General features: G+C 34.1%; 20 protein-coding genes and 4 pseudogenes. 9 read left to right on the top strand and 15 right to left on the bottom strand.

What is annotated here, in order from left to right:
- Positions 1-135, bottom strand: a pseudogene (locus DT250_RS32790) (YolD-like family protein); the annotation flags it as partial.
- 206 nt (positions 136-341) lie between these two features.
- Between DT250_RS32790 and DT250_RS04820 the strand changes: the two are divergent.
- Both DT250_RS04820 and DT250_RS04815 read left to right on the top strand, forming a co-directional pair.
- Positions 342-1,199 (top strand): MBL fold metallo-hydrolase, encoded by an 858-nt coding sequence (locus DT250_RS04820; RefSeq protein ID WP_088610455.1) that lies wholly within the window; start codon positions 342-344, stop codon positions 1,197-1,199.
- A gap of 293 nt (positions 1,200-1,492) precedes the next feature.
- Complete coding sequence (locus DT250_RS04815) at positions 1,493-1,969, top strand: YndM family protein (RefSeq protein ID WP_142293610.1); 477 nt, start codon at positions 1,493-1,495, stop codon at positions 1,967-1,969.
- A 35-nt stretch (positions 1,970-2,004) separates the two neighbouring features.
- Here the strand turns inward: DT250_RS04815 and DT250_RS04810 are convergent, their stop codons facing one another.
- Together DT250_RS04810 and sasP are read right to left on the bottom strand one after the other, a co-directional pair.
- Positions 2,005-2,520 (bottom strand): DUF3231 family protein, encoded by a 516-nt coding sequence (locus DT250_RS04810; protein ID WP_149212677.1) that lies wholly within the window; start codon positions 2,518-2,520, stop codon positions 2,005-2,007.
- A gap of 281 nt (positions 2,521-2,801) precedes the next feature.
- A complete protein-coding gene (gene sasP / locus DT250_RS04805; RefSeq protein WP_046959866.1) occupies positions 2,802-3,014 on the bottom strand; it encodes a small acid-soluble spore protein, SasP family in 213 nt (70 codons plus the stop codon).
- A gap of 229 nt (positions 3,015-3,243) precedes the next feature.
- Between sasP and DT250_RS04800 the strand changes: the two genes are divergently transcribed.
- Positions 3,244-4,377 carry a zinc-dependent alcohol dehydrogenase gene (locus DT250_RS04800; protein WP_149212676.1) on the top strand — a complete coding sequence of 378 codons (1,134 nt, stop codon included), beginning with the start codon at positions 3,244-3,246 and terminating at the stop codon, positions 4,375-4,377.
- Positions 4,378-4,624: 247 nt separating this feature from the next.
- Here DT250_RS04800 and DT250_RS04795 read toward each other — a convergent pair whose 3' ends face one another.
- On the bottom strand, positions 4,625-4,966 hold the full coding sequence (locus tag DT250_RS04795) for a YolD-like family protein (RefSeq protein WP_088122525.1): 342 nt from the start codon (positions 4,964-4,966) through the stop codon (positions 4,625-4,627).
- Complete coding sequence (locus DT250_RS04790; protein WP_088122526.1) at positions 4,963-6,228, bottom strand: Y-family DNA polymerase; 1,266 nt, start codon at positions 6,226-6,228, stop codon at positions 4,963-4,965. Before DT250_RS04790 ends, DT250_RS04795 begins: the two co-directional genes overlap by 4 nt.
- Positions 6,229-6,916: 688 nt before the next feature.
- On the opposite strand from DT250_RS04790, the gene DT250_RS04785 reads away from it, so the two are divergent.
- On the top strand, positions 6,917-7,336 hold the full coding sequence (locus DT250_RS04785) for a DUF1259 domain-containing protein (protein WP_088063898.1): 420 nt from the start codon (positions 6,917-6,919) through the stop codon (positions 7,334-7,336).
- Positions 7,337-7,541: 205 nt separating this feature from the next.
- Here DT250_RS04785 and DT250_RS04780 read toward each other — a convergent pair.
- The 3 genes and pseudogenes from DT250_RS04780 to DT250_RS04770 all read right to left on the bottom strand — a co-directional run.
- Positions 7,542-7,680: pseudogene (locus tag DT250_RS04780) on the bottom strand (M15 family metallopeptidase); the annotation flags it as partial.
- 130 nt (positions 7,681-7,810) lie between these two features.
- Positions 7,811-9,400 carry a bifunctional metallophosphatase/5'-nucleotidase gene (locus DT250_RS04775; protein ID WP_098133157.1) on the bottom strand — a complete coding sequence of 530 codons (1,590 nt, stop codon included), beginning with the start codon at positions 9,398-9,400 and terminating at the stop codon, positions 7,811-7,813.
- A gap of 441 nt (positions 9,401-9,841) precedes the next feature.
- Positions 9,842-10,678: an alpha/beta fold hydrolase gene (locus DT250_RS04770; RefSeq protein WP_088610136.1), complete on the bottom strand. Its 837-nt coding sequence runs from the start codon at positions 10,676-10,678 to the stop codon at positions 9,842-9,844.
- A 478-nt stretch (positions 10,679-11,156) separates the two neighbouring features.
- Between DT250_RS04770 and ycaC the strand changes: the two genes are divergently transcribed.
- The 4 genes from ycaC (at position 11,157) to DT250_RS04750 (ending at position 15,056) form a co-directional block, all read left to right on the top strand.
- Complete coding sequence (ycaC, locus tag DT250_RS04765) at positions 11,157-11,801, top strand: isochorismate family cysteine hydrolase YcaC (RefSeq protein WP_000131218.1); 645 nt, start codon at positions 11,157-11,159, stop codon at positions 11,799-11,801.
- Positions 11,802-11,972: 171 nt separating this feature from the next.
- Positions 11,973-12,617: a hydrolase gene (locus DT250_RS04760; protein WP_149212675.1), complete on the top strand. Its 645-nt coding sequence runs from the start codon at positions 11,973-11,975 to the stop codon at positions 12,615-12,617.
- Positions 12,614-13,207 (top strand): antibiotic biosynthesis monooxygenase, encoded by a 594-nt coding sequence (locus DT250_RS04755; RefSeq protein WP_088063901.1) that lies wholly within the window; start codon positions 12,614-12,616, stop codon positions 13,205-13,207. The genes DT250_RS04760 and DT250_RS04755 overlap by 4 nt, the downstream gene beginning before the upstream one ends.
- A 13-nt stretch (positions 13,208-13,220) precedes the next feature.
- Positions 13,221-15,056 carry an amidohydrolase gene (locus tag DT250_RS04750; RefSeq protein WP_142293585.1) on the top strand — a complete coding sequence of 612 codons (1,836 nt, stop codon included), beginning with the start codon at positions 13,221-13,223 and terminating at the stop codon, positions 15,054-15,056.
- 179 nt (positions 15,057-15,235) lie between these two features.
- Here DT250_RS04750 and DT250_RS04745 read toward each other — a convergent pair.
- From DT250_RS04745 to DT250_RS04715, 7 genes and pseudogenes are all read right to left on the bottom strand, one after another.
- A pseudogene (locus DT250_RS04745) lies at positions 15,236-15,319 on the bottom strand (DDE-type integrase/transposase/recombinase); the annotation flags it as partial.
- Positions 15,320-15,374: 55 nt separating this feature from the next.
- Entirely contained in the window at positions 15,375-16,253 is an 879-nt protein-coding gene (locus tag DT250_RS04740; RefSeq protein ID WP_088063904.1) for a LysR family transcriptional regulator, read from the bottom strand.
- Positions 16,254-16,471: 218 nt separating this feature from the next.
- Positions 16,472-16,834, bottom strand: a pseudogene (locus DT250_RS04735) (MarR family winged helix-turn-helix transcriptional regulator).
- A 476-nt stretch (positions 16,835-17,310) separates the two neighbouring features.
- Positions 17,311-18,261, bottom strand: a complete 951-nt coding sequence (locus tag DT250_RS04730; RefSeq protein WP_075308981.1) for a magnesium transporter CorA family protein — start codon at positions 18,259-18,261, stop codon at positions 17,311-17,313.
- Between the two features lie 295 nt (positions 18,262-18,556).
- Positions 18,557-19,582 carry a ParM/StbA family protein gene (locus DT250_RS04725; RefSeq protein ID WP_149212674.1) on the bottom strand — a complete coding sequence of 342 codons (1,026 nt, stop codon included), beginning with the start codon at positions 19,580-19,582 and terminating at the stop codon, positions 18,557-18,559.
- A 35-nt stretch (positions 19,583-19,617) separates the two neighbouring features.
- Complete coding sequence (locus DT250_RS04720; protein ID WP_061671948.1) at positions 19,618-20,019, bottom strand: hypothetical protein; 402 nt, start codon at positions 20,017-20,019, stop codon at positions 19,618-19,620.
- A gap of 85 nt (positions 20,020-20,104) precedes the next feature.
- Positions 20,105-20,491 (bottom strand): YflT domain-containing protein, encoded by a 387-nt coding sequence (locus DT250_RS04715; RefSeq protein WP_088063907.1) that lies wholly within the window; start codon positions 20,489-20,491, stop codon positions 20,105-20,107.
- Between the two features lie 119 nt (positions 20,492-20,610).
- On the opposite strand from DT250_RS04715, the gene DT250_RS32165 reads away from it, so the two are divergent.
- The gene (locus DT250_RS32165; protein ID WP_088063940.1) at positions 20,611-20,766 is read left to right on the top strand and encodes an acyl dehydratase; all 156 of its coding nucleotides are present in this window, start codon (positions 20,611-20,613) and stop codon (positions 20,764-20,766) included.
- The last annotated feature ends 25 nt before the right edge of the window (positions 20,767-20,791 follow it).

The following is a 20,791-nucleotide window of genomic DNA, read 5'->3' as shown; positions in this document are numbered from 1 at the left end:
CTAATTCACTTCAACTACATCACCAAACTTAAACATTCTTTGATTACGAAAAGCATCGGTACAAGTAATCGTCTTATTTAATGGATTTATATCAGCTACTGTTATGTAATTTTTATATAAATACACATTAAAATATTAAGATAAATATTTTATTAACTCATCACCCTCCTCAAAAAAAATTGTAGAAACTATTATATAAATTCATATGTCTCCACCTTAATTCTAGGACTTAATTTTTTTTTTGTAATCCCCCACTAATTCTTTTTTCAAATGTCCCAAAATGGATTCGAGAAATTAGGGAACTATAATGTCGTATTGAAACATATTAAGGGGGATAAAAGGTGAACAAGGAAATGAATTATGGAAGTGATTACAAGTTTATTCCAGCAACTTCAATTGAAAGTGGTCATGGCCTTGAAGTATTGCCTGATTTATTTTGTTACACGATTCAAATCGTCAACATATGTTTTGTTGGAAATCCGCATACCAATGATTTTGTTTTAGTTGATGCTGGAATGCCTAAATGTGCAAATGAAATTATCTCCGTTACTGAGAAGCGATTTGGTACAAATAGCCGCCCAAAAGCAATTATTTTAACTCATGGGCATTTTGATCATGTTGGAGGAATAATTGAACTCATTAAGTATTGGGATGTTCCAGTCTATGCCCATCAACTGGAGATACCGTTCTTGACTGGACAACAAAGCTATCCTGAACCAGATCCAACAGTTGAAGGTGGTATGGTAGCCAAAATGTCTCCCCTGTTCCCTAATGAACCGATTGATTTAGGAAATAGCGTAAAAGTACTACCTACCGATGGAACTGTTCCCCCTATGCCAGAGTTTAGATGGATTCATACACCAGGGCATACTCCTGGGCATATTTCATTATTCCGAGAAAAAGACCGAACTTTAATTGCTGGGGATGCTTTTGTTACAGTGAAACAGGAATATCTATATAAAGTATTTACTCAGGAACAGGAAATAAGCGGCCCCCCTCGTTATTTAACAACAGACTGGAAAGCCGCTAAAGAATCAGTCATTAAATTAGAAAAAGTAAAGCCTCTGGTCGCTATTACTGGACATGGGATACCAATGTCCGGTGAATTGCTATCAACAAGCCTCAAAACACTCGTTCAAGAATTTGATAAAATCGCTGTACCCGATTATGGAAAATATGTAGACAAAAAGATACATTAAACATAAAAATACTTTTTCTTCTTATATTTAAGAAACAAAATCAAAACAGAAAAAATTATTAAGTTTAATATAAAAACAATGCACTTAGGCAACATCTCTATTATAAGAATGGAACTACACCTTGTGAATAAAACTTGATACTCCGCAAATACTATACGTAGTATAAGCCTGCTTTTTACCCAGGTTGTACTTCTTACCATTAAAGGGTGATTAAAACGGGTTACGCTATATAGCATAACCCGTTTTTTATGAAATATTTTATTCCATATACGTTTAAACAATGGAGGAAAATGATGAAACATATTGTTGCTTTATTAATTAAATACACAGCGATAACTGCAGTATTACTAATGGTACTCGGTATCTTTCAAGGCATTTCAATTCCTAGAGTATTACTCATTTCTCTTTTCCTAACAGGAGCTGCCTATTTAATCGGCGATCTCTTCATTTTACCTAAATACGGAAATATGATTGCTACAATGGCAGATTTCGGCTTAAGCTTCTTCGGCATTTGGCTACTAACATCCTTATTTACGAATTTAGATGCTACTCGTAATATTGGCCTGTCTTCATTTATTGCCGCATTAATTATTGGCGGAATAGAGGTTTTCTTCCATATTTATATGAAGAGATTAGTACTGCGTAACGACGATGAATTAAGAAATCATAATCATATTCATCATGATAAATATGCTATGGAAATGTCAGATGAATATATGGATTCTTCTACAATAAATAAATCCAAAGTTGAGGATACATCTAAAAAATAAAAAAGTGGCCAATGCCACTTTTTTATTTTTGTTTCTTAAGCTTGATCAGAATTTCTTACATGTAACGGAGGTGGAACTACCCACCCTTTTTTCTTACTTAAACGCAGCAAAGTTACACCTGCTTGCGCTTTTTTCATATGAAATTGTCCGAATAGCATCCCTACATCTTCTCGAAGACATTTTCCCATCACTTGACTACATGTCACAAGTCCAGCTGCTAATCCTGTAGCAACAGCTGCTGCTATTTCAGCATCATTAATACGCGCTCCTGGAGGAATATCTTTGATAGATGCAACTGGTCGTTCTGGAGGAGCAGGAGGTAAAGCTACGCCATTAACCTTTAAAAGAGTTTTTAACTCTTCTATTTCCGAGTTCATATCATTTTCAATTAAGCTTTCTAAAAACTTCTTCAAATCTTCGTCACCTGTGTGATTCATAAATACTTGATGGCTTGCAATTGCACCTTGTGCAGCGAGAAGATAACTCCAAATATCAAATACTTCTCCGTAATGTAACGGTTCATTTTGAGGATTTCCACTTAATATACCCATTTTTAAATTCCTCGCTTTCGAAAATATCATAATAAATATTGATTTCAATATTGAAATCAAATTTTTAAGTATGCTTTTTCCTGCAAAAGATTTTCTACTATGCATGGAAAACACCTTTCCAACACCGCGTGTTTATTGTTTAGGAAAGTAGTTTACAAATAAAATACTCAAAGATTATCAATAATCTTTGAGTGAGAATCCATTTACTATAAGGGTTTTTATTTTTATACATATACAAAAGAAATTGATTTACATATCTGCTACATTGTATTTCAATTTACTTAGCGGTTAGCTCTACCACCAAGTTGTTGTTCAGCCATTGCTACTAAACGTTTTGTAATTTCACCACCAACAGATCCGTTTGAACGAGCTGTTGTATCTGCACCAAGTTGTACACCAAACTCTTGTGCAATTTCATATTTCATTTGATCAAGAGCCTGTTCAGCACCTCGAACTAACAATTCATTACGACTTCCACTATTATTGTTTGTCATATCGTTTCACCTCCGATTTTTTTAATATGCTACAAATTATGAAATAATAATTATCCTTTTTGTGGGAATTAGATTATGAATAAATATTGAGTTTCTTCTTAAAATAGGGCACAAGATATAAGAAAGAAGAGTTGCTATAACGTACTTTCATAACAACACTATGTATAGATTTCTGTTTTGCCAAGAGATACATATAAATTATGAAAAATGATTCCTAAGGAGATATGTGATGAAAGCTGTAACCTATCAAGGACCAAACCAAGTACAAGTTAAACAAGTTGATGATGCAAAGTTAGAGAAAAAAGATGATATTATTGTAAAAATTACTTCAACCGCTATTTGCGGTTCTGATTTACATTTATATCAAGGGAACATGCCGTTACCTGAAGGGTATATTATCGGTCATGAGCCAATGGGCATTGTTGAAGAAGTTGGGCCAGATGTTACGAAAGTAAAAAAAGGAGATCTTGTTGTTATTCCCTTTAACGTTGCTTGTGGACATTGTTTTTATTGCCAACATGAAATGGAAAGCCAATGTGATAACTCCAATCCTCATTATGATTCTGGTGGATACTTTGGTTATACAGAGAAATTTGGTAACCATCCAGGCGGACAAGCAGAATATTTAAAAGTTCCTTTCGGAAATTTCACTCCATTTGTTATACCAGAATCATGCGAACTTGAAGATGAATCTCTACTGTTTTTATCCGATGTTTTGCCAACAGCCTATTGGAGTGTAATAAACGCAGGTGTTAAGCCAGGTGATACTGTTATCGTCCTAGGTTGTGGACCTGTTGGATTAATGACACAAAAATTTGCTTGGATGCAAGGTGCTAAGCGCGTAATCGCAGTCGATTACTTAGATTATCGGATACATTATGCAAAAAAGATTAACAACGTTGAGGTATTTGAGTTTACAAAATTTCCTGATATGGGAGAACATTTAAAGGAAATCACACATGGCGGTGCCGATGTAGTCATTGATTGCGTGGGCATGGATGGGAAGAAATCGCCACTAGAATTCCTGGAACAAAAATTGAAATTACAAGGTGGAACTCTCGGGCCTATTCAAATTGCTACGAAAGCCGTAAAAAAATACGGAACGGTTCAAATGACGGGTGTTTATGGCGACAATTATAATGCTTTTCCACTCGGGGCATTTTGGGTTAGAAATATTAATCTTAAAATGGGACAAGCACCTGTTATTCATTTTATGCCAGAACTATTTGAAAAAATAACAAACAAAGAATTCGATCCAAAGGAGATTATTACACACAAAATTCCCCTTGAAGAAGCGAGCTACGGTTATCAAATTTTTAATAATCGTGAAGATGATTGTATAAAAGTCATTTTGAAACCTTGAAGATACAATTTTTTATTAAATTCTAAGTAGCTATTACCCCCATTTTCATCTCATATCAAAAATAGTTATTTCCAAAAAAATTGTATTTTAAGGTAGCAATCAATTGGTAAAAAAATCATTAAAGTATTAAGTAACAAATGTCAAATAAGCATAGTCCCGGATTAAAAAATATGGATCTTTAAGATCATTATGGCCAACTATTTATTCATGGTTGGCCATAAACCTTTATATGGATTCCAGTTACACTTTAGTCCACTTCCATTACATCACCAAACTTAAACATTCTTTGATTACGAAAAGCATCGGTACAAGTAATCGTCTTATTTAATGGATTTATATCAGCTACTGTTATGTAATTTTTATATAGATAGCCATCTTTATAATATGTAAGTAAAACCTCTTCTTCACCTAAATATGAAATTAACAGCTTATTTTCAATCCTTTCTTTTGCATCTTGCGTTAAGATTGGACGCGGGATTTTTGTTTGCTCCTGTATCATGTCTTTAATACAGATAAACTGCTCTGGCATACTAGCAAACGGTTGCCATTTTACCATGCCTCTTCCTTTTGGCATATTAGCATTCTTCACGATTTGTGCCCTCCTAATAATGTGTTTCTATATCTTGCTGTTGCGACGCTTGTGTAGGAAATTCCACGTAATATACTGTTCTTACCAAATCGTGTTCGAATTTCGTCCATAACCTTCGTTAATCTCATTTCTTTTTCTCTTTGTATAATGTTATCGAAAAGCGAAATTTGCTCTTCTCCTTCATGTATTAAATTTGTTAAGGAAAGACTTATCGATCGAATCGGCTCTCCTGTATGCCGCTCGTATAAAAAATATGTACAAACATTGTAAATATCCATCGTTAAATTTGTTGCTCTATTTAACGTATGTGCTTTTTTTATTCCTCCTCCATATTCCTTACTATATCCGACTGAAAAATGAATCGTTTGTGCGTATTTCTTTTCGCTTCTCAATCTGTAACAAACTTCTTCTACATGCTCTAATAAAATAACGATGAACTCTTCTATCGAATAATCACGAAATAATATTTGGCTTTTCGCTATAGATGTTGTCGCTGGAACATATTTCTCTGCTATTCTGCTAAAATCAATCCCGTTACTATGCAAGTGTAATTCTTCTCCTATTACACCAAACGATTGTTTTAAATACTTCAATGGATACTGCGCTAAATCCCCAATCGTATGTATACCTTTTCGGTTCAATTTCATTTCCGTTTTATACGATATACCCCAAAATTTACTGAGTGGTCTAATATTCCATAACTTCTCGGGTATATCGTCATACGTCCAATACGCTATTCCATCTTTATTCTTTTTCGCTTCCACATCCATCGCTACTTTACTCAATAATAAATTCGGCCCAATACCAATCGTACTTTCAATCCGTGTACGTTCATATATTTCTCGCTTGAACTTTAATGCAAACTCGTACGGATTACTCGCAAACAAATGAATACTTGCGGTCATGTCCATAAAAAACTCATCAATACTATATTGATGGAAATCTTCCGGCGCAACATACTGTAAAGCTAAACCGGTTATGTAAGTTGAACACTTCATATATGTATGCATAATCGGATTCACAATAATAATATCTGACCGCTTCGGTATTTCGTACATTCTAGCCATCTTCTTTATTCCTAACGCTTTTAATGGCGGTGTTGCTGCTAATACAATTGATCCACTCCGGTTTACATCCCCTACGACAGCCAATTTCGTATATCGTGGATCAAGTCCTTTTTTAATACATGACACACTTGCATAAAAGCTACGAAGATCTACACAAAGAATAATACGATTCGGTAAAAGAGAATAATCATACAAGGTTATCACTCCTAACAAAAAAGAACATTCGTTCTTATTATATACGAACTAACGTTCTTTTTAAAGGTATTTTCATGAAAATTTTGGTTAAAATAACCGTGCATGAACATTTTTCAAGAAAATATCAAGGAATTCACCTCTATATTTTTTCTATACTGAAAAATGTAAATAGATACAAGAAGAAACAACTAGATTCTTCGTGAATAGATACGGTATTTTAGAACCCGTTTTTTAGTATTCAAACTTAATCCTGTATTTAAAAGCAATATACTTATATAAGAAAGACTTATTTCGAAAAAGAGTACTATTTAGCAGTGCTTGTTTATAGAAAATAAATTATTATTGGTTATTTTCTCAACGTTGTTTTCTAGTTTTATCATTCAAATTTAGACACATATTTATCTAACCTACATAAACTAATAGCGTATAATTGCATACTTTATCGATTTTTTATAACAATATCTCGAACGGACTATCATGAATCATAAATTTATTAACCCGGATACACGAATCATCTTCAATGAAATCCTGAATATCCAAGTAATATCGCGTGTATTTCTTTTAAAATAAACATTGGATACATTAAAATCACAGCCTGTTTTTTGAATGCTAAAGAAAGATTGTTTATCTGTATCTCCTCAATCGAATCCCTAATTATATAATTTTGTACAAGAAAGGAATTGAATTTATGCAAAATTTTAATTTCCTTTGTGAACAATTTGCTACAATACTTAAAGGGAAAGGTAAAAGAAATCAAGGTGGTTGTTCAGTGTCTTTTCACCGCGATTTTAGGGTGCTTGTTCAAGCAAAACCGAGTACTTCTGTAGTGCCCGTCGGAGTAAGTTTTGAATCGTTGGATCCAAATGGTAATGCATTAAATTTAGGCGAAATCGCTGTTCTACAAGAAGAAATTCCTGCATTTATGAAATCAATTGTACAACAAGGAATCATTGTAAGTGCTTTACATAATCACTGGCTGTACATGAATCCCTTAATTATGTATATTCATATCCAGTCGGTAGAGCCTCCATTACATTTTGCACAAAAGTTAGCCCATTCTTTTTTGTCCTTAAGTAGCTATCCTATCGCTAATAATGAGGGGCAATGATTGGTGTTTCGGATATATTTACACATTACATTTTCTACATGTGCGAACATCATAAAATTATTTCACTTTGTGCCCAAAAGAAAAAAACTGCCTATCAAATTTTTAGATAGGCAGTTTTTGAATCTATTAAAATAAAGTACCCTACTATTTTATAAAATACTATTCCCTAAACAAAAATACAGATTTGCAATTCACTTTGGCTTTCTTACCTCATATATTCCTCTAAAGTTAATTTTTCCTTATATATTTTTTGCAATATCTCCTACACAGCGAATACGCTAAGGCTCATACGCATAACCAGTTATATTTTCCTTTTCCTTTGGATAACGAATGATAAACCCTGCACTCTGCATCTAGACGGTATACCCCTTGTCCACAGTAAGACTTTATTTCAAACCCACAAAAAATAGATTACCTGCACACTAAAAGGTTTAGCGCACAGGTAATCTAGTTGTTTTTGAGATTAATAAAAACCTAATTTATTTTTTGAATTCTTCCATCAATAATAGACTGAATTGGTTCTTTTGATTTTTTTATATAATCTACTAATGCTTCAAAATCAGTTGGTCCTGTTTCAGCATCTTTACCGTTTTTAAAGGATACAAATCCATCTCCACCTGAAGCTAGAAATGCATTCGCAACTACGCTGTAAGTTTTAGAAGGAATAATTTCTTCTCCATCTGTTAAGCGGATACTTGTTACTTTTTCTCCATTAGGCTTGTTCGCATCCCAAGTGTATTGGATCCCTGAAATTTGAAGCATTCTTGTTATGTCTTTTTGCCATTGTTGATTTAAAATATCACGAATGTCTTGGCCTGTTAAATTTACTTTTATTAATTGATTTCCGAATGGTTGAATACCATATATCTCTCCCCATGTAATATCACCAGCATCTAAGTCATTACGAATACCACCAGGATTCATAAGAGCAATTTGAGATTGCATTGTTGCACGCTGGGCATCAGCAACTAAATTTCCGAGAGTAGATTCACCAGCCGTATTTAGTTTGCGATCTAGTGGAGCAATAGACTTGCCTACAACTTCATTAACAAGAGGTGCGATTTTTGCTTGATATTTCTCCATCTTCTTCTTTATTTTTTTATCAGGCTCCATGCCTTCATGGTAAGTTGTAACAATTTCTGCTTTTTTCTCAACAATATCTTGTGTCTTACGATCAATCTTTACATCAACATCAGCAAAAGCCATACCATAAGAATTTGCTTGTACGACAAGTTTATTATTAACAGTTCCATTTACATAAGTGTGGCTATGCCCACCAAAAATAACATCGACTTCTGGATCAGTCTCATTTGCTAATCGGACGATATCACCATTTGTTACGCCGTTCCCATCTGTTGTACCTCCGTTATGCGCAAGAACAACGATAGATTTAACGCCTAGTTTTTTTAATTGCTTTACGGATTTGTTAATAGCTTCAACTTCATCTGTAATTTCTACATTCTTTAGCATAGTAGGCATAACAAGGTTAGGAACATCCGTTGTTACGACTCCGATAAATCCAACAGGAACTCCTTGTACCTTTTTTATAGTGAATGGTGGTAAAAATAAACGACCGGTGGATTTATTATATAAATTTGCAGCAACATATGGGAATTTTGCTCCTTTAAAATTCCCTGTTTTCTCATGGTATCCACCATAAATAAGGCGGTTCATTTCCGCAACACCTTCATCAAATTCATGATTTCCTATAGTTCCAACATCGAATTTCAAATCATTTAGAAATTCAATCGTAGGTTCGTCTTGTAATAATGCTGAAACAGGAGTACTTGCTCCAACAACATCGCCAGCATGTACCTTTAATGTATTCGGATTTTGTTTTTCACGATCACGTAAATAAGCCCCTAAGTACTCAATTCCCCCTGCATCTTTATTGTTAATTTTTTTTACAGTGTCTACCTGCCCATGAAAATCGTTAATACCGAGCATTTGCACATCTATGTAGCGGTTTGGTTCTGTACTTGCTTGTGCTGAAGGCGCAGCAAATACACTAGTAAAAGTAACTGTACTTATTGCTAAAGCAACTGGAATGATTTTTTTCAACATAATATTTCTCTCCCCTAATTAAAATCAGACATAATACGATGTTATTTTAATATATTAAGAGGATTATTTCTATAAAAATTCAACTAATTATAAAAATTAATAAGATTTTATTGTTTTCTGACAAAAAAATCTTTGTTTTGAGGATTATTCAAAATATTATCTTGATAGTAATATAGCAATACATCTAAGAGGTCTAAAAAAACTCTAACCATTACATTTTAGCTGTTAAGAAGATTATTCAATTCGAAATTAATGAGTATTTTTCAAGATAACATCTCAATATCACCATTTAAAAATGACTAGAAATTTCATAATGGAAGATTACCGTGGTGCACTACTCCTAATTTAAAAAGATGCTCCTGGATTTATCCAAGAGCATCTTTTATAAAGCTTTATTTTTACTTGTTTATAATTTATCAATTAACAATTATATAGTTGTAATCAGTCCTTTAAAAATGATAGGAGTGCTTCATTAAATTCTTTGGCATGCGTTGCATTTAGCCCATGTGGACCACCCTTTATTAACGCTACTTTAGAATTAGGAATTGCTTCATGTGTTAACTTCCCACTATATTCAAATGGTACAGTTGCATCTGAATCACCATGAATAACAAGGGTAGGTATATTAACCTTGGCTAAATCGCCTCTGAAGTCTGTTTTGCTGAAAGCAGCGATACAATCTAGTGTCCCTTTAGGTGATGCACCCGCAGCGATATCCCTATTGTAAAGTCGAAATGGTTCACTAACTAAGTCAGTTCGATCTCCAGCAGCAAAAAATCCTTTCGTAAACTCATCAAGGAATGCTAGGCGATCACTTTTTACTCCATTTTCAAATCCTTGAATTGCTACATCATCTAATACACCCTCAGGATGATCAGCTGACTTATAAAGAAATGGTGGTACAGCTCCTGCAAATACAGCCTTCTCTACTCTATTGGTTCCATATTTTCCAATATACCGGGCTACCTCGCCTCCACCCATAGAAAAACCAACAAGTGTGACATTTTGAAGCTCTAACTGTTCTAATAGTTGATGTAAATCAGAAGTAAAGGTATCATATTCATACCCTTCCCACGGCTGAGATGATTTTCCAAAACCTCGACGATCATATGTTATAACTCTGTATCCAGCCTCAACAAGAGCGGGAACTTGGTATTCCCAAGATCGACCACTTAGCGGCCAACCATGAATTAGTACAACTGGTTTTCCTATGCCATGATCCTCATAATATATCTCAATTGGTGCTTGATTTTCGGTTCCTACAGTAATCTTTGCCATTCTTCTACCTCCAAAAAATATTTTAATATATATCCTTTTCTTCAATAATCCGGATGAATCTCGTAACCTATTTATGCGTGTTTATGTTGTTAACTCTAAGCATGGAACAATTCCCCATTTAATAGTTTTTTCAGCATGAAATAATTGCTGAACATTCCTCCTATTCAATTCTAATAACAAAAATAGGTAACTATCAATATCGTTCTATCTATAGAATGTATAGGTAAAACCAATCAATTTTATGGTGAAAATAACTATAGTTACCATCTATCCGAATTATAGATAATTTAGAATTGATTAATGAATCGGTTTTCAAATACTATAAATTTGTATAGCGCTTCATATTCTGTGAATGCTGTTATAACTAATATTATCGTTCAGCTTAGTTACAAACTAATCGTAACAAACGAAGAAAATCATGATAATATTTGACTATTTAAACTTTCTTCGATTACTTAATTTTTAGGAGGAATACATAATGACTGATCTCTATTCTCGTATTAACAAAGATGATGCTGTCGTGCTTTTAGTAGATCATCAAACTGGTCTTATGTCCGGACTAGTACGTGACTATGGTGTTGATGAATTTAAGAACAATGTTTTAGCTCTTGCTCACACTGCTAAGTTTTTTGATTTACCAGTTATTTTAACAACTAGCTTTGAAAACGGACCTAATGGACCTTTAATGCAAGAATTGGTTGATCTCTTTCCTCACGCACAAAAAATAGCTCGACCTGGACAAATTAACGCATGGGATAATGATGATTTTGTAAAAGCAATCGAAGAAACTGGAAAAAAACAACTTATCATCGCGGGCGTAGTTACGGACGTTTGTGTTGCTTTCCCGGCACTTTCTGCTATAAAAGCTGGATATGAAGTATTTGCTGTTACTGATGCTTCAGGAACTTTCAGCAAACAAGTTGCAGATGCTGCCAATACGCGTATGGCACATAATGGCGTACAACTTATGAACTGGTTTAGCGTAGCTTGCGAATTACAACGCGATTGGCGCAACGATGTTGAAGGGTTTGGCAATTTACTTGCTAGTAATCTTCCAGGTTATCAAAATATAATTGGAAGCTATTTAGGAGCTCAGCGCGATCTTAGTAAACAAAATGCATAGATGTATTCCAAAGAAATAGCTTTAAATTACTTTTTTTAAGTAGATAATATAGATTTAGTGCTGATTAAATCAGCACTAAATCTTAAATTAAAAAGTATAGCAAAGCTTTTATTTTTATGATTACAGCTTAAATTAACTTTTTGAAAATAATAAAAAAAGGAGCGTTTTATTATGAGTAATTTCGAATTGTTAAATCCGGAGAACAGTGCCTTAATTTTGATTGATTTTCAACCTCAAATGACTTTTGGAGTTGCAAGTATTGATAGACAAACATTGATTAATAACGTTATGCTACTTGCTAAATCAGCAAAAACTTTTAACGTACCTACTATTCTTACTACAGTTGAGACACGCAGCTTTTCTGGTTATTTTTGGCCGCAAATTCTTGACATATTCCCAAACCATGAAATTATAGAACGCAGTTCAATGAACTCTTGGGAAGATCCAAAATTTGTTGAAGCAGTTAAAGCAACAGGTAGAAAGAAATTAATATTTGCAGCACTTTGGACTGAAGTTTGCCTTGCATTCCCTGTGCTTGAAGCAATTAAAGCTGGCTATGAGGTGTATGCAGTTGATGATGCTTCAGGTGGTACTAGTTTGACAGCACATAACGCTGCTATGCGTCGTGTAGAACAAGCTGGTGCAATTCCAGTAACAGCAATTCAAGTTTTACTTGAATATCAACGTGACTGGGCACACAAAGACACTTATGATGCGGTAATGGAGATTGTAAAAGAACACACTGGTGCTTATGGTCAAGGCGTAGAATACGCATATACTATGGTGCATGGTGCGCTTCCAAGCAGGAAAATATGAAACAAGAAGGAGTAGCTGTCGAGGAGACTTATACAGAGAACACGATGGATGCTGCTGATCCAGTAACAACGATTGTTACATGGAAAATTCAACAAGGTAAAGAAAAACAGTTTGAAACATGGAGACATGAAATCGAAGCTGCCGCTACTAAATTCCCAGGGCATTTAGGTGTAAATCTAATAGTCCCTAATAATGCATCCAGAGAGTATACTGTTATTTTTCGCTTTGATACGTATGAGCATCTACGTGCTTGGCAAGAATCAGATGTTCGCCGAGATTTGTTAAAAACGGCAGAACAATTTCAAGTTACTAATCCGAGTTACAAAACTGAAAGCAGTTTGGCCTATTGGTTTGTTACTCCGAAAACGCCAGTTCCACCGCCAAAATGGAAAATGTCTATCGTTACCCTTCTGGGTGTATGGCCTCTTAGCATGTTAGTTCCTAAATTGATAGGACCTATTATAAAACATATGAATCCTATTATGTCCGCTTTTTTCGTTTCTGTATGTATAGTGTCCTTGCTATCATGGGTAGTTATGCCGATTTTCGGTAAATTATTTCATCCATGGTTACAAAATAATAGGAAGTAGACGAGGTGTGAATATGAATTTACCGGATATGATCTTATATAACGGAAAAATTACTACCCTTGATCCCTCTCAACCTGAGGTGTCTGCTATCGCCATAACTGATGGTTTAATAACTGCAGTAGGTGGAGATGAGCTTCTTGATAGTGCCACAGAAAAAACAAAAAAAATAGACCTTAAAAGAAAGAGAGCTATTCCGGGCCTGAATGACTCTCATATACACGTTATTCGTGGCGGTCTTCATTATAATATGGAATTACGATGGGAAGGTGTGCCTTCACTTGCCATTGCTCTCGAAATGCTCAAAGAACAGGCAAGGCGTACACCTGCTCCTCAGTGGGTAAGAGTAGTTGGAGGTTGGTCTGAATTTCAATTTAAAGAGAGACGGTTGCCAACTTTGGAAGAGATTAATGCTGTTTCTGAAGACACACCTGTCTTTGTGCTACATCTTTACGATAGAGCACTTGTAAATCGTGCTGGGCTGCGTGCACTGGGATACACAAAAGATACCCCAGACCCTCCAGGCTGCTTAATTGAGCGGGATAAACGAGGTAATCCAACGGGCCTTTTAATTGCAAATCCTAACGCTTCTATTCTTTATTCAAGTCTGGGTAAAGCTCCAATACTTAATTTTGACGACCAGATTAATTCAACTCGCCATTTTATGCGCGAATTAAATAGATTAGGTATTACAAGTGCCATTGACGCAGGTGGTGGTTTCCAAAATTACCCTGATGACTACAAAGTTGTTGAACATTTAGCCGAGAAAGAACAATTAACTTTGCGCATTGCTTATAATCTATTTACGCAAAATCCTAATCATGAATATGAAGACTTTGCTTCATGGGCAAAAATTGTTTCTCCCGGTCAAGGAACTGATAAGTATAAAATGAATGGTGCCGGAGAAATGTTAGTATTCTCGGCAGCTGATTTTGAAAAATTTCAAATGCCACGGCCTGAACTAGCTACGATGATGGAAGCTGACTTAAAGAAAGTAATTTCTTTATTGGTGGAAAACCGTTGGCCATTCCGTTTACATGCAACTTATGACGAGTCAATCACACGTTTCTTAAATGTATTTGAGGAAGTCAACAAAGAAATTCCTTTTAATGGTCTACGATGGTGGTTTGACCATGCAGAAACAATCTCAGATCGTAGTATGGAACGTGTTAAGGCTTTAAATGGCGGTATTGCCATCCAAGACCGCATGGCTTTTCAAGGTGAATACTTTGTTGATTTATACGGAAAGGAAGCTGCAAAGCGTACTCCTCCAATTTATCGTATGTTAGACCTAGGTATACCTGTTGGCGCTGGTAGTGATGCAACTAGGGTTTCCAGCTATAACCCTTGGGTCGCTCTTTACTGGATGGTTGCCGGAAAAACCATTGGTGGTCTTTCGATATACGATGAAAAAAATAAACTTGATAGAAAAATAGCCCTGGAATTATATTCAAAAGGAAGTGCGTGGTTCTCTGGTGATGAAGGTAAAAAGGGAACCCTTACAGTAGGTCAGTTTGCTGATATTGCTGTATTGTCTGCTGACTACTTTACTGTGCCAGAAGAAGAAATCAAAGACCTTGAATCATTACTCACCATTATGGGTGGGCAGGTTGTTTATGGAAATGATGAATTTAAAAATTTATCACCTGAATTGCCGCCAGCATCACCTGATTGGTCACCGACGGGAGTTTATGGTTATGGTGGTGCTAACCTAGCCCACACTATACTTTCTCACGATGCCCATGATCACAAGTTACATAGTTGCAGTAACCCTCTCCATCAACACACTCATACTGTAATAGGAAAAGATGGAACTAAATGGGGTATTGGTTGTACTTGTTTTGCTTTCTAAGTCAAACCCACCGGTATAATGCCGGTGGGTTTCTTTCTACAATAAGGATATGTAGATTTGAAGTAGCATTGTATATCCCTAATTGAATCTATTACTATGCGAGAAGACCGAAGAGTTGATAGATTAACTTGACTTGTTTTTTACAGCCTTCTCTCCAGGCAAAGTCTGTCCTTTTCCCTTAAGTAAAAATCAATGGGATTCCCATTTGAATCGATCACACCACACATATAAAGCCACTGCCCTTTGACTTTAATATAGGTTTCACCTCAAGACTTATAGATTTTTTCAAATTTTACACTAGAATCATTATTATTTCTATTATACTGATACTTTTTCAGGATCATTTAACTTTTGCATAAAGATACGTGCTGCAAAACTTAAAAATTTATCATCAAAGTGAATAAGATTAATATCTTGACTTGGTGTCGGATCAATAATACGAACTATACTCAAATTATCATTATTAACAAAGTCAACTAGTGAAAGAGGTATTATGGCAACGCCATGTCCATTATATACAAGGCTCAATAGAGAAATAGAAGATTTTGTTTCTATATTTGCTTCAGATAAAGATAACCCTAAACTCTCAGAATATATCTTAATAGATTCACGACAACTACATGAAACCATTATTCTACTCAGCCCTGCTAATTCTCGAAAAGAAACAAATGATTTTTCATTCAAAGGATGTTTTTTTGGAATTACAAGGACGAGCTCTTCGCTATACAAAAGGGTGCTTGTTAATGTGTCTGGAATTTGAGCACTACGTGTGATCCCTAAATCAATATTTTTGTCAACGATTTGATTTACAGCAACTTCGGATTCTATAATTTTTACTATAATGTTGGGATAATGTTGTTGAAACTTCATAATATAAGGTGTTAAATAAGTGAGGTCCTCTAATAAACCTCCTATAGTAATCACACCTCTTTTTACACCCTTTAATTCAAAAATTTCATTATAAACGTCATCAAATTGTTGCATGATAAATTTTCCTTTATCAAATAGCAGCTTACCCGCTTCTGTCATTTTGATACCTCTTCCAACTCGATGAAACAAGGGTGTATCAAGTTCACCTTCTAACACACGTATTTGCTGACTTAAAGTCGGCTGTGAAATACCTAGAACTTCCGCAGCTTTAGTAAAACTATTATTATTACAAACTTGAATAAAATACTCTAAATGACGTAATTCCATTCTTGATACCCACTCTCCGCTTTATGAAAGATTTATAATGAAAAGGACAATATGTATACGTTAACATAACAACTTTATTACCTACTACACTAATTGCAATTACATAATTTTTTTATTTTGTATTACAACAAATTTACTACTATTTATTAATTTTTCCTCCTATTTATTTAATTTATATTTAATTAGGATATTACTAAACAGAAATAACCTCTAAAAACTTACAATTTCCGTGTGTAACATCCTAACTTTTTCAACTCTTTAATTATCATTTCTTCTCCATATAGTCCAAACTATCAAATATTTGCCGAATCCCCTCTTTATGCTGTGGAAAAATAGTATCCATCAATTCAATACCTTCTGAAGTAATTGACGTATACGTGATACTACTACTTGCAAATAATATTTTGTCTCCAATTTTTTATAGGCTGATCGCCTTTACTGTATAGTAGCTCAAGCACTGCAAATTCAGTTGGATTAAGTCTATAACTTTTTATATCCTCTTCAATACGCTTAGTGATTGACTGTACTGCCCTTGATAATATAACAAATAACTTTAAAGATAAGCTCTCATCGTTACTCACGTTCCTAATTACCAATCCTTTACAAGTTATCTTGAATTCGAGATTTATTATATTATCGTCAAAATATTATGTCAATAATTCGTTTTAGCTTTATCAAGCCACTTATAATTTATTTCTCAACATAAGACATATAGAATTAGAAGAAAACAATTGTTACTATATAAGTATCTCAATTGCGTTATTTCTTTTAAAGAGAGCTTGTTTTCTAACGCAAGTTCTCTTTTGTCATATTCTAAATTGAATCCGGACAAATTTCAGATGATGTGTCTGCCCATTTATATAATATAGTTTTTAAACAAAGATTAGAGCCCTCCTTCGTGTAGGAGAGCTCTAATCTTTCATATAAATATTCACCATTTTTATCATTGCGGGGACATCAAAATTTTAACTTGATGGGGATATGGCACTACCCCCATTAATAAATATTACTAACCATATATCTAGGTTAATATCTATCATATTTTTTATAAACAGGATTAATTAGATTTAAAAAAAGATTTCTTTTTCTTTACTCGTAATAAATCACCTGTCCATCCTTTGACTCGCATATACAAATACATCCCCCCTGTTGTGAAAATGATAAATAAGAGAGCGATTAAATAGCTATATTTCCATTCCAGTTCAGGCATGTATTTAAAATTCATCCCCCACAATGCTCCTAAGGCCGTCAAAGGCGTACTTACAGCAGTTAATACAGTAAGAGCTTTCATAATTTCATTCCCACGATGAGAAGAAACAACTTCTTGTAAATGAATCATCGTGTCTAATTCTTCTTGGTACTCTTTAACAAGTTGTAATCCACGCTCTAATTTTACGTGTGTTTGTTTATAACAAAGGGTGTTTGTTAGGTTTTCTAACCAAGCTTCCTCCAAGCCTTGCAACACTTCTTGTATTAAGCGAAACACATGTGTGTTCATAAATAATTCATGACGAATATGATAAATTCTTTCTAAAACTGCTATGTTATTATGATGATAAAAATCCCATAACACATTTCTGAAATTGTTTTCAAAATAGTCAACCTTTCGTAAATAGTGAGATATAAATATTGATAAGATAGCACATAATCCTTCAGCGGAACTATTACATTTTTTTATACCCATAGGGAAATTATGTATTAATTTTTGGAAATCCTCTTCCTCTTTTTCCTGGACCGTTATCAGTATTCCATGAGCTACGAAATAATGAAGAAATTTTTGAATTTTGGCGTCCTTTTTATCTTGATCATATAAAAACGAACCATATACACAAGTTTGACTTGGTGATAACGTATAAACATATAATCCATTTTCACAAGGAGAACTTATTTTTTTTACAAATTGAGAGAAATAAGATGTTACATCACGAGGGATTATAGAAGAAAGTTTTTCAAGTTCACTAGTTTTCACATGATACCAATCCCATTTCGGCATTTTTATGCATTCCATATTATTCTTCCTTTCTGAATAGTTTTATGTTTCATCGAATAATATCCGTAATATGAAATTTATATGTAGGTATTCATGTCTTGGAGGAAAAGTTTTTAGATCCTCTAAATTACAAACTAAATGGCATAGGAGGTCTTCTTCTGTTACAAGGAAGACCTCCTATATATTAGTTATTTTCATTCTAAATTTTAAACTTTTCCTCTATACAAGCACTTTGTATCTTTTCTTATTTATATGTGGAAAAGAAGCCACATAATTTGGCACGTCTATTCAACGAACTCCATTTCGGTCGTTATTATAATTTGGATTCATATGCAGATTGATTGGTGATGTCATCAAATACTTGACTTCCAATCATATAGTATCCATGAAGTGCTGCCTCTTTCGAAGCGTCTACCATACGGAAAGAAGAAATTTCACCTTGCATTTTTTCAATTCGTTTTTTGTGGATGTCTACTATTCCTCCTGTCCAAATAATAGTGTCATACTGGTCTAACTTAAATTGTTCTTGTAAGACACGCATAACGTCTTGGAAGTGTGTATCCAACTCTTCTTGAATCAAAGTATTAACCTGACTTGTCTGATGATTTTCTTCTCGACCTCCATATCCTTTTTCTAATATTTTTGGCATGTCGTTAATATGCAAGTCATCACTTTCCCCTGCATGATTCTGCAGGATATTCTTAATATTTTTCAAAGGCTTGCTACATCCTAGTTCCGTCTCATAATGATTTAAAATGACATTCTGTTTCATATCTGTCATTTCTAATGTACGAAATCCACCATCAATAATTAAGATACGATCTTGTTCCTGAATGATTCCCTTTTTTAAGAAATAGGCATGTAAAGCAACCGGTTGCTGAAGAATCAAAACATTTTCCACCGTAATATTAATAAATTTCCCATCAATTTGCACGGAAGTTTCTTTTTTTAATACATTTTGTAATTGCTCATGCTGACTACCAAAATAAGTAACGGGAAGCCCGGTCACAACTAAAGGTAACACGACATTTTCTTTATAATCCTTTGCAATGCAACCAAATATTTGTTGTTTAAACTGTTCGCTTTCATAATAATTTTCTATTTCTTCTTCAAATGGAGGAAGAAATGAAGCGTCAGATTGATGTGCTTCATTTCCCATGTAGTATGCAAAGTCTAAGTCTATAAAACTTACCTTTGTTAAATCTTCACTTTCAGCATGATTAGGTACAGGGGCTAGTGTGGAAGCTTCACTCTTAATCGTCACCTCAGAATCTACATCCTGTCGATATGCCCGCTTAGTAAAACCAATTCCTACATCAATTGCATACAGAGATTTCATACTTTTTTCCTCACTTTCTCTTTTTAGAATTAAATCTAAGCACTCTCTTCTTTCCCTTCTTTCATATATTTCTTTTCATTTTTCGTTTTTTCTCCGTCTATGTCCTTACTATTTTGATTTATTTCGTTATCCTTTTCATCTTTTTTCTTTTTGTTATTTTCGTTTTCTGTTAAATCTTTAATAGTAGAAATGACAACCGGTGTGGCTGTAAGCAGTTGTGGTAATGTTTGTTTTGCAACATTTGCTGCAGTTACAGAGAATTGTTTACTTGTCTCAGTTACCTTCTCTAATGTTTCCTTTATGTTTCCTTCTTGTAGTTTGTCTTTTACGCTTTTTCCTTTTGTTTGTATAGCTTTCCGATTTTCTTTTTTTAATAGGGAGACCATGACTCCGGTCGTAATCCCAATCACAGCATATTTAAATATTGTATGTTTCATTTTTCTCACCCTTCTCTACTTTTATTTTCTTCCATACTACAACCTAAAATAATTAACTTACCTATTTATCAGATGTTGCAATCTATTAGAGAGAATGATAGTTTTGCGGCTGTCTATCACTCGCCGTTGGTGTTTCAGCTGTTACTAGAAGTAAAATTCTCCCTTGATCTAATTTTTCTTCATATAAATTAGCTTCCTCCTTCGACAACCCCATTTCCTCCATTTGATTTCGGAGTTCGTCCCCTTTTTTGGAGAAAAAGTTGATAATACTTGTACCCAATCCTTGTTCTTTTACTCCAATCGTATTTGTGTTTGTATCATCCGCAATCTTTTTTGTTAGATGTGTTTCATGTGTTAAAACGTAAATGTCATCTTGGCGAATCCCTTGCAATTCTAGCTCTTTTACTTTCATAACTACTTCCTGTTCATTTTCATATTCATGAACCACCGGTTTTCTTTCATTCTTATGCATTGTATTTTTCCTCCCTTAGATTTTTTATTTTCTTATTTAGTTGTTATGTAATATGTAATACACCTATTTTAAAGATGTTAAACCTAAATTTTCAAAAAACTTCACACAATAGGTTATTACTGTTTTTGAATATCAAAGAAATGTCACGAGCACTTTGCTTTGATAACAGGGTTACAAATAACGCTTTGTTTGGAAGACAAGTCCATTATTTTATAGAAAATTTCTATTTAAAAAAGTTACAAAAGGAGTATAAGATATTTTTTTTCGTTAATTAAATCAAAGGAAAATAAAAAAACACTC

This window comes from Bacillus sp. AR2-1 (genome assembly GCF_008368755.1).
Classification (GTDB): Bacteria; Bacillota; Bacilli; order Bacillales; family Bacillaceae_G; genus Bacillus_A; species Bacillus_A wiedmannii.
This window is presented reverse-complemented; position numbering and strand designations above follow the sequence as displayed.

Excerpts from the sequence above, each read along its gene's own strand:
- DT250_RS04815 (WP_142293610.1), top strand. The coding sequence starts at position 1,493 with ATGAAACATATTGTTGCTTTATTAATTAAATACACAGCGATAACTGCA.
- DT250_RS04810 (WP_149212677.1), bottom strand. The coding sequence starts at position 2,520 with ATGGGTATATTAAGTGGAAATCCTCAAAATGAACCGTTACATTACGGA.
- sasP (WP_046959866.1), bottom strand. The coding sequence starts at position 3,014 with ATGACAAACAATAATAGTGGAAGTCGTAATGAATTGTTAGTTCGAGGT.
- DT250_RS04800 (WP_149212676.1), top strand. The coding sequence starts at position 3,244 with ATGAAAGCTGTAACCTATCAAGGACCAAACCAAGTACAAGTTAAACAA.
- DT250_RS04785 (WP_088063898.1), top strand. The coding sequence starts at position 6,917 with ATGCAAAATTTTAATTTCCTTTGTGAACAATTTGCTACAATACTTAAA.
- DT250_RS04775 (WP_098133157.1), bottom strand. The coding sequence starts at position 9,400 with ATGTTGAAAAAAATCATTCCAGTTGCTTTAGCAATAAGTACAGTTACT.
- DT250_RS04770 (WP_088610136.1), bottom strand. The coding sequence starts at position 10,678 with ATGGCAAAGATTACTGTAGGAACCGAAAATCAAGCACCAATTGAGATA.
- ycaC (WP_000131218.1), top strand. The coding sequence starts at position 11,157 with ATGACTGATCTCTATTCTCGTATTAACAAAGATGATGCTGTCGTGCTT.
- DT250_RS04760 (WP_149212675.1), top strand. The coding sequence starts at position 11,973 with ATGAGTAATTTCGAATTGTTAAATCCGGAGAACAGTGCCTTAATTTTG.
- DT250_RS04755 (WP_088063901.1), top strand. The coding sequence starts at position 12,614 with ATGAAACAAGAAGGAGTAGCTGTCGAGGAGACTTATACAGAGAACACG.
- DT250_RS04750 (WP_142293585.1), top strand. The coding sequence starts at position 13,221 with ATGAATTTACCGGATATGATCTTATATAACGGAAAAATTACTACCCTT.
- DT250_RS04740 (WP_088063904.1), bottom strand. The coding sequence starts at position 16,253 with ATGGAATTACGTCATTTAGAGTATTTTATTCAAGTTTGTAATAATAAT.
- DT250_RS04730 (WP_075308981.1), bottom strand. The coding sequence starts at position 18,261 with ATGGAATGCATAAAAATGCCGAAATGGGATTGGTATCATGTGAAAACT.
- DT250_RS04725 (WP_149212674.1), bottom strand. The coding sequence starts at position 19,582 with ATGAAATCTCTGTATGCAATTGATGTAGGAATTGGTTTTACTAAGCGG.
- DT250_RS04720 (WP_061671948.1), bottom strand. The coding sequence starts at position 20,019 with ATGAAACATACAATATTTAAATATGCTGTGATTGGGATTACGACCGGA.
- DT250_RS04715 (WP_088063907.1), bottom strand. The coding sequence starts at position 20,491 with ATGCATAAGAATGAAAGAAAACCGGTGGTTCATGAATATGAAAATGAA.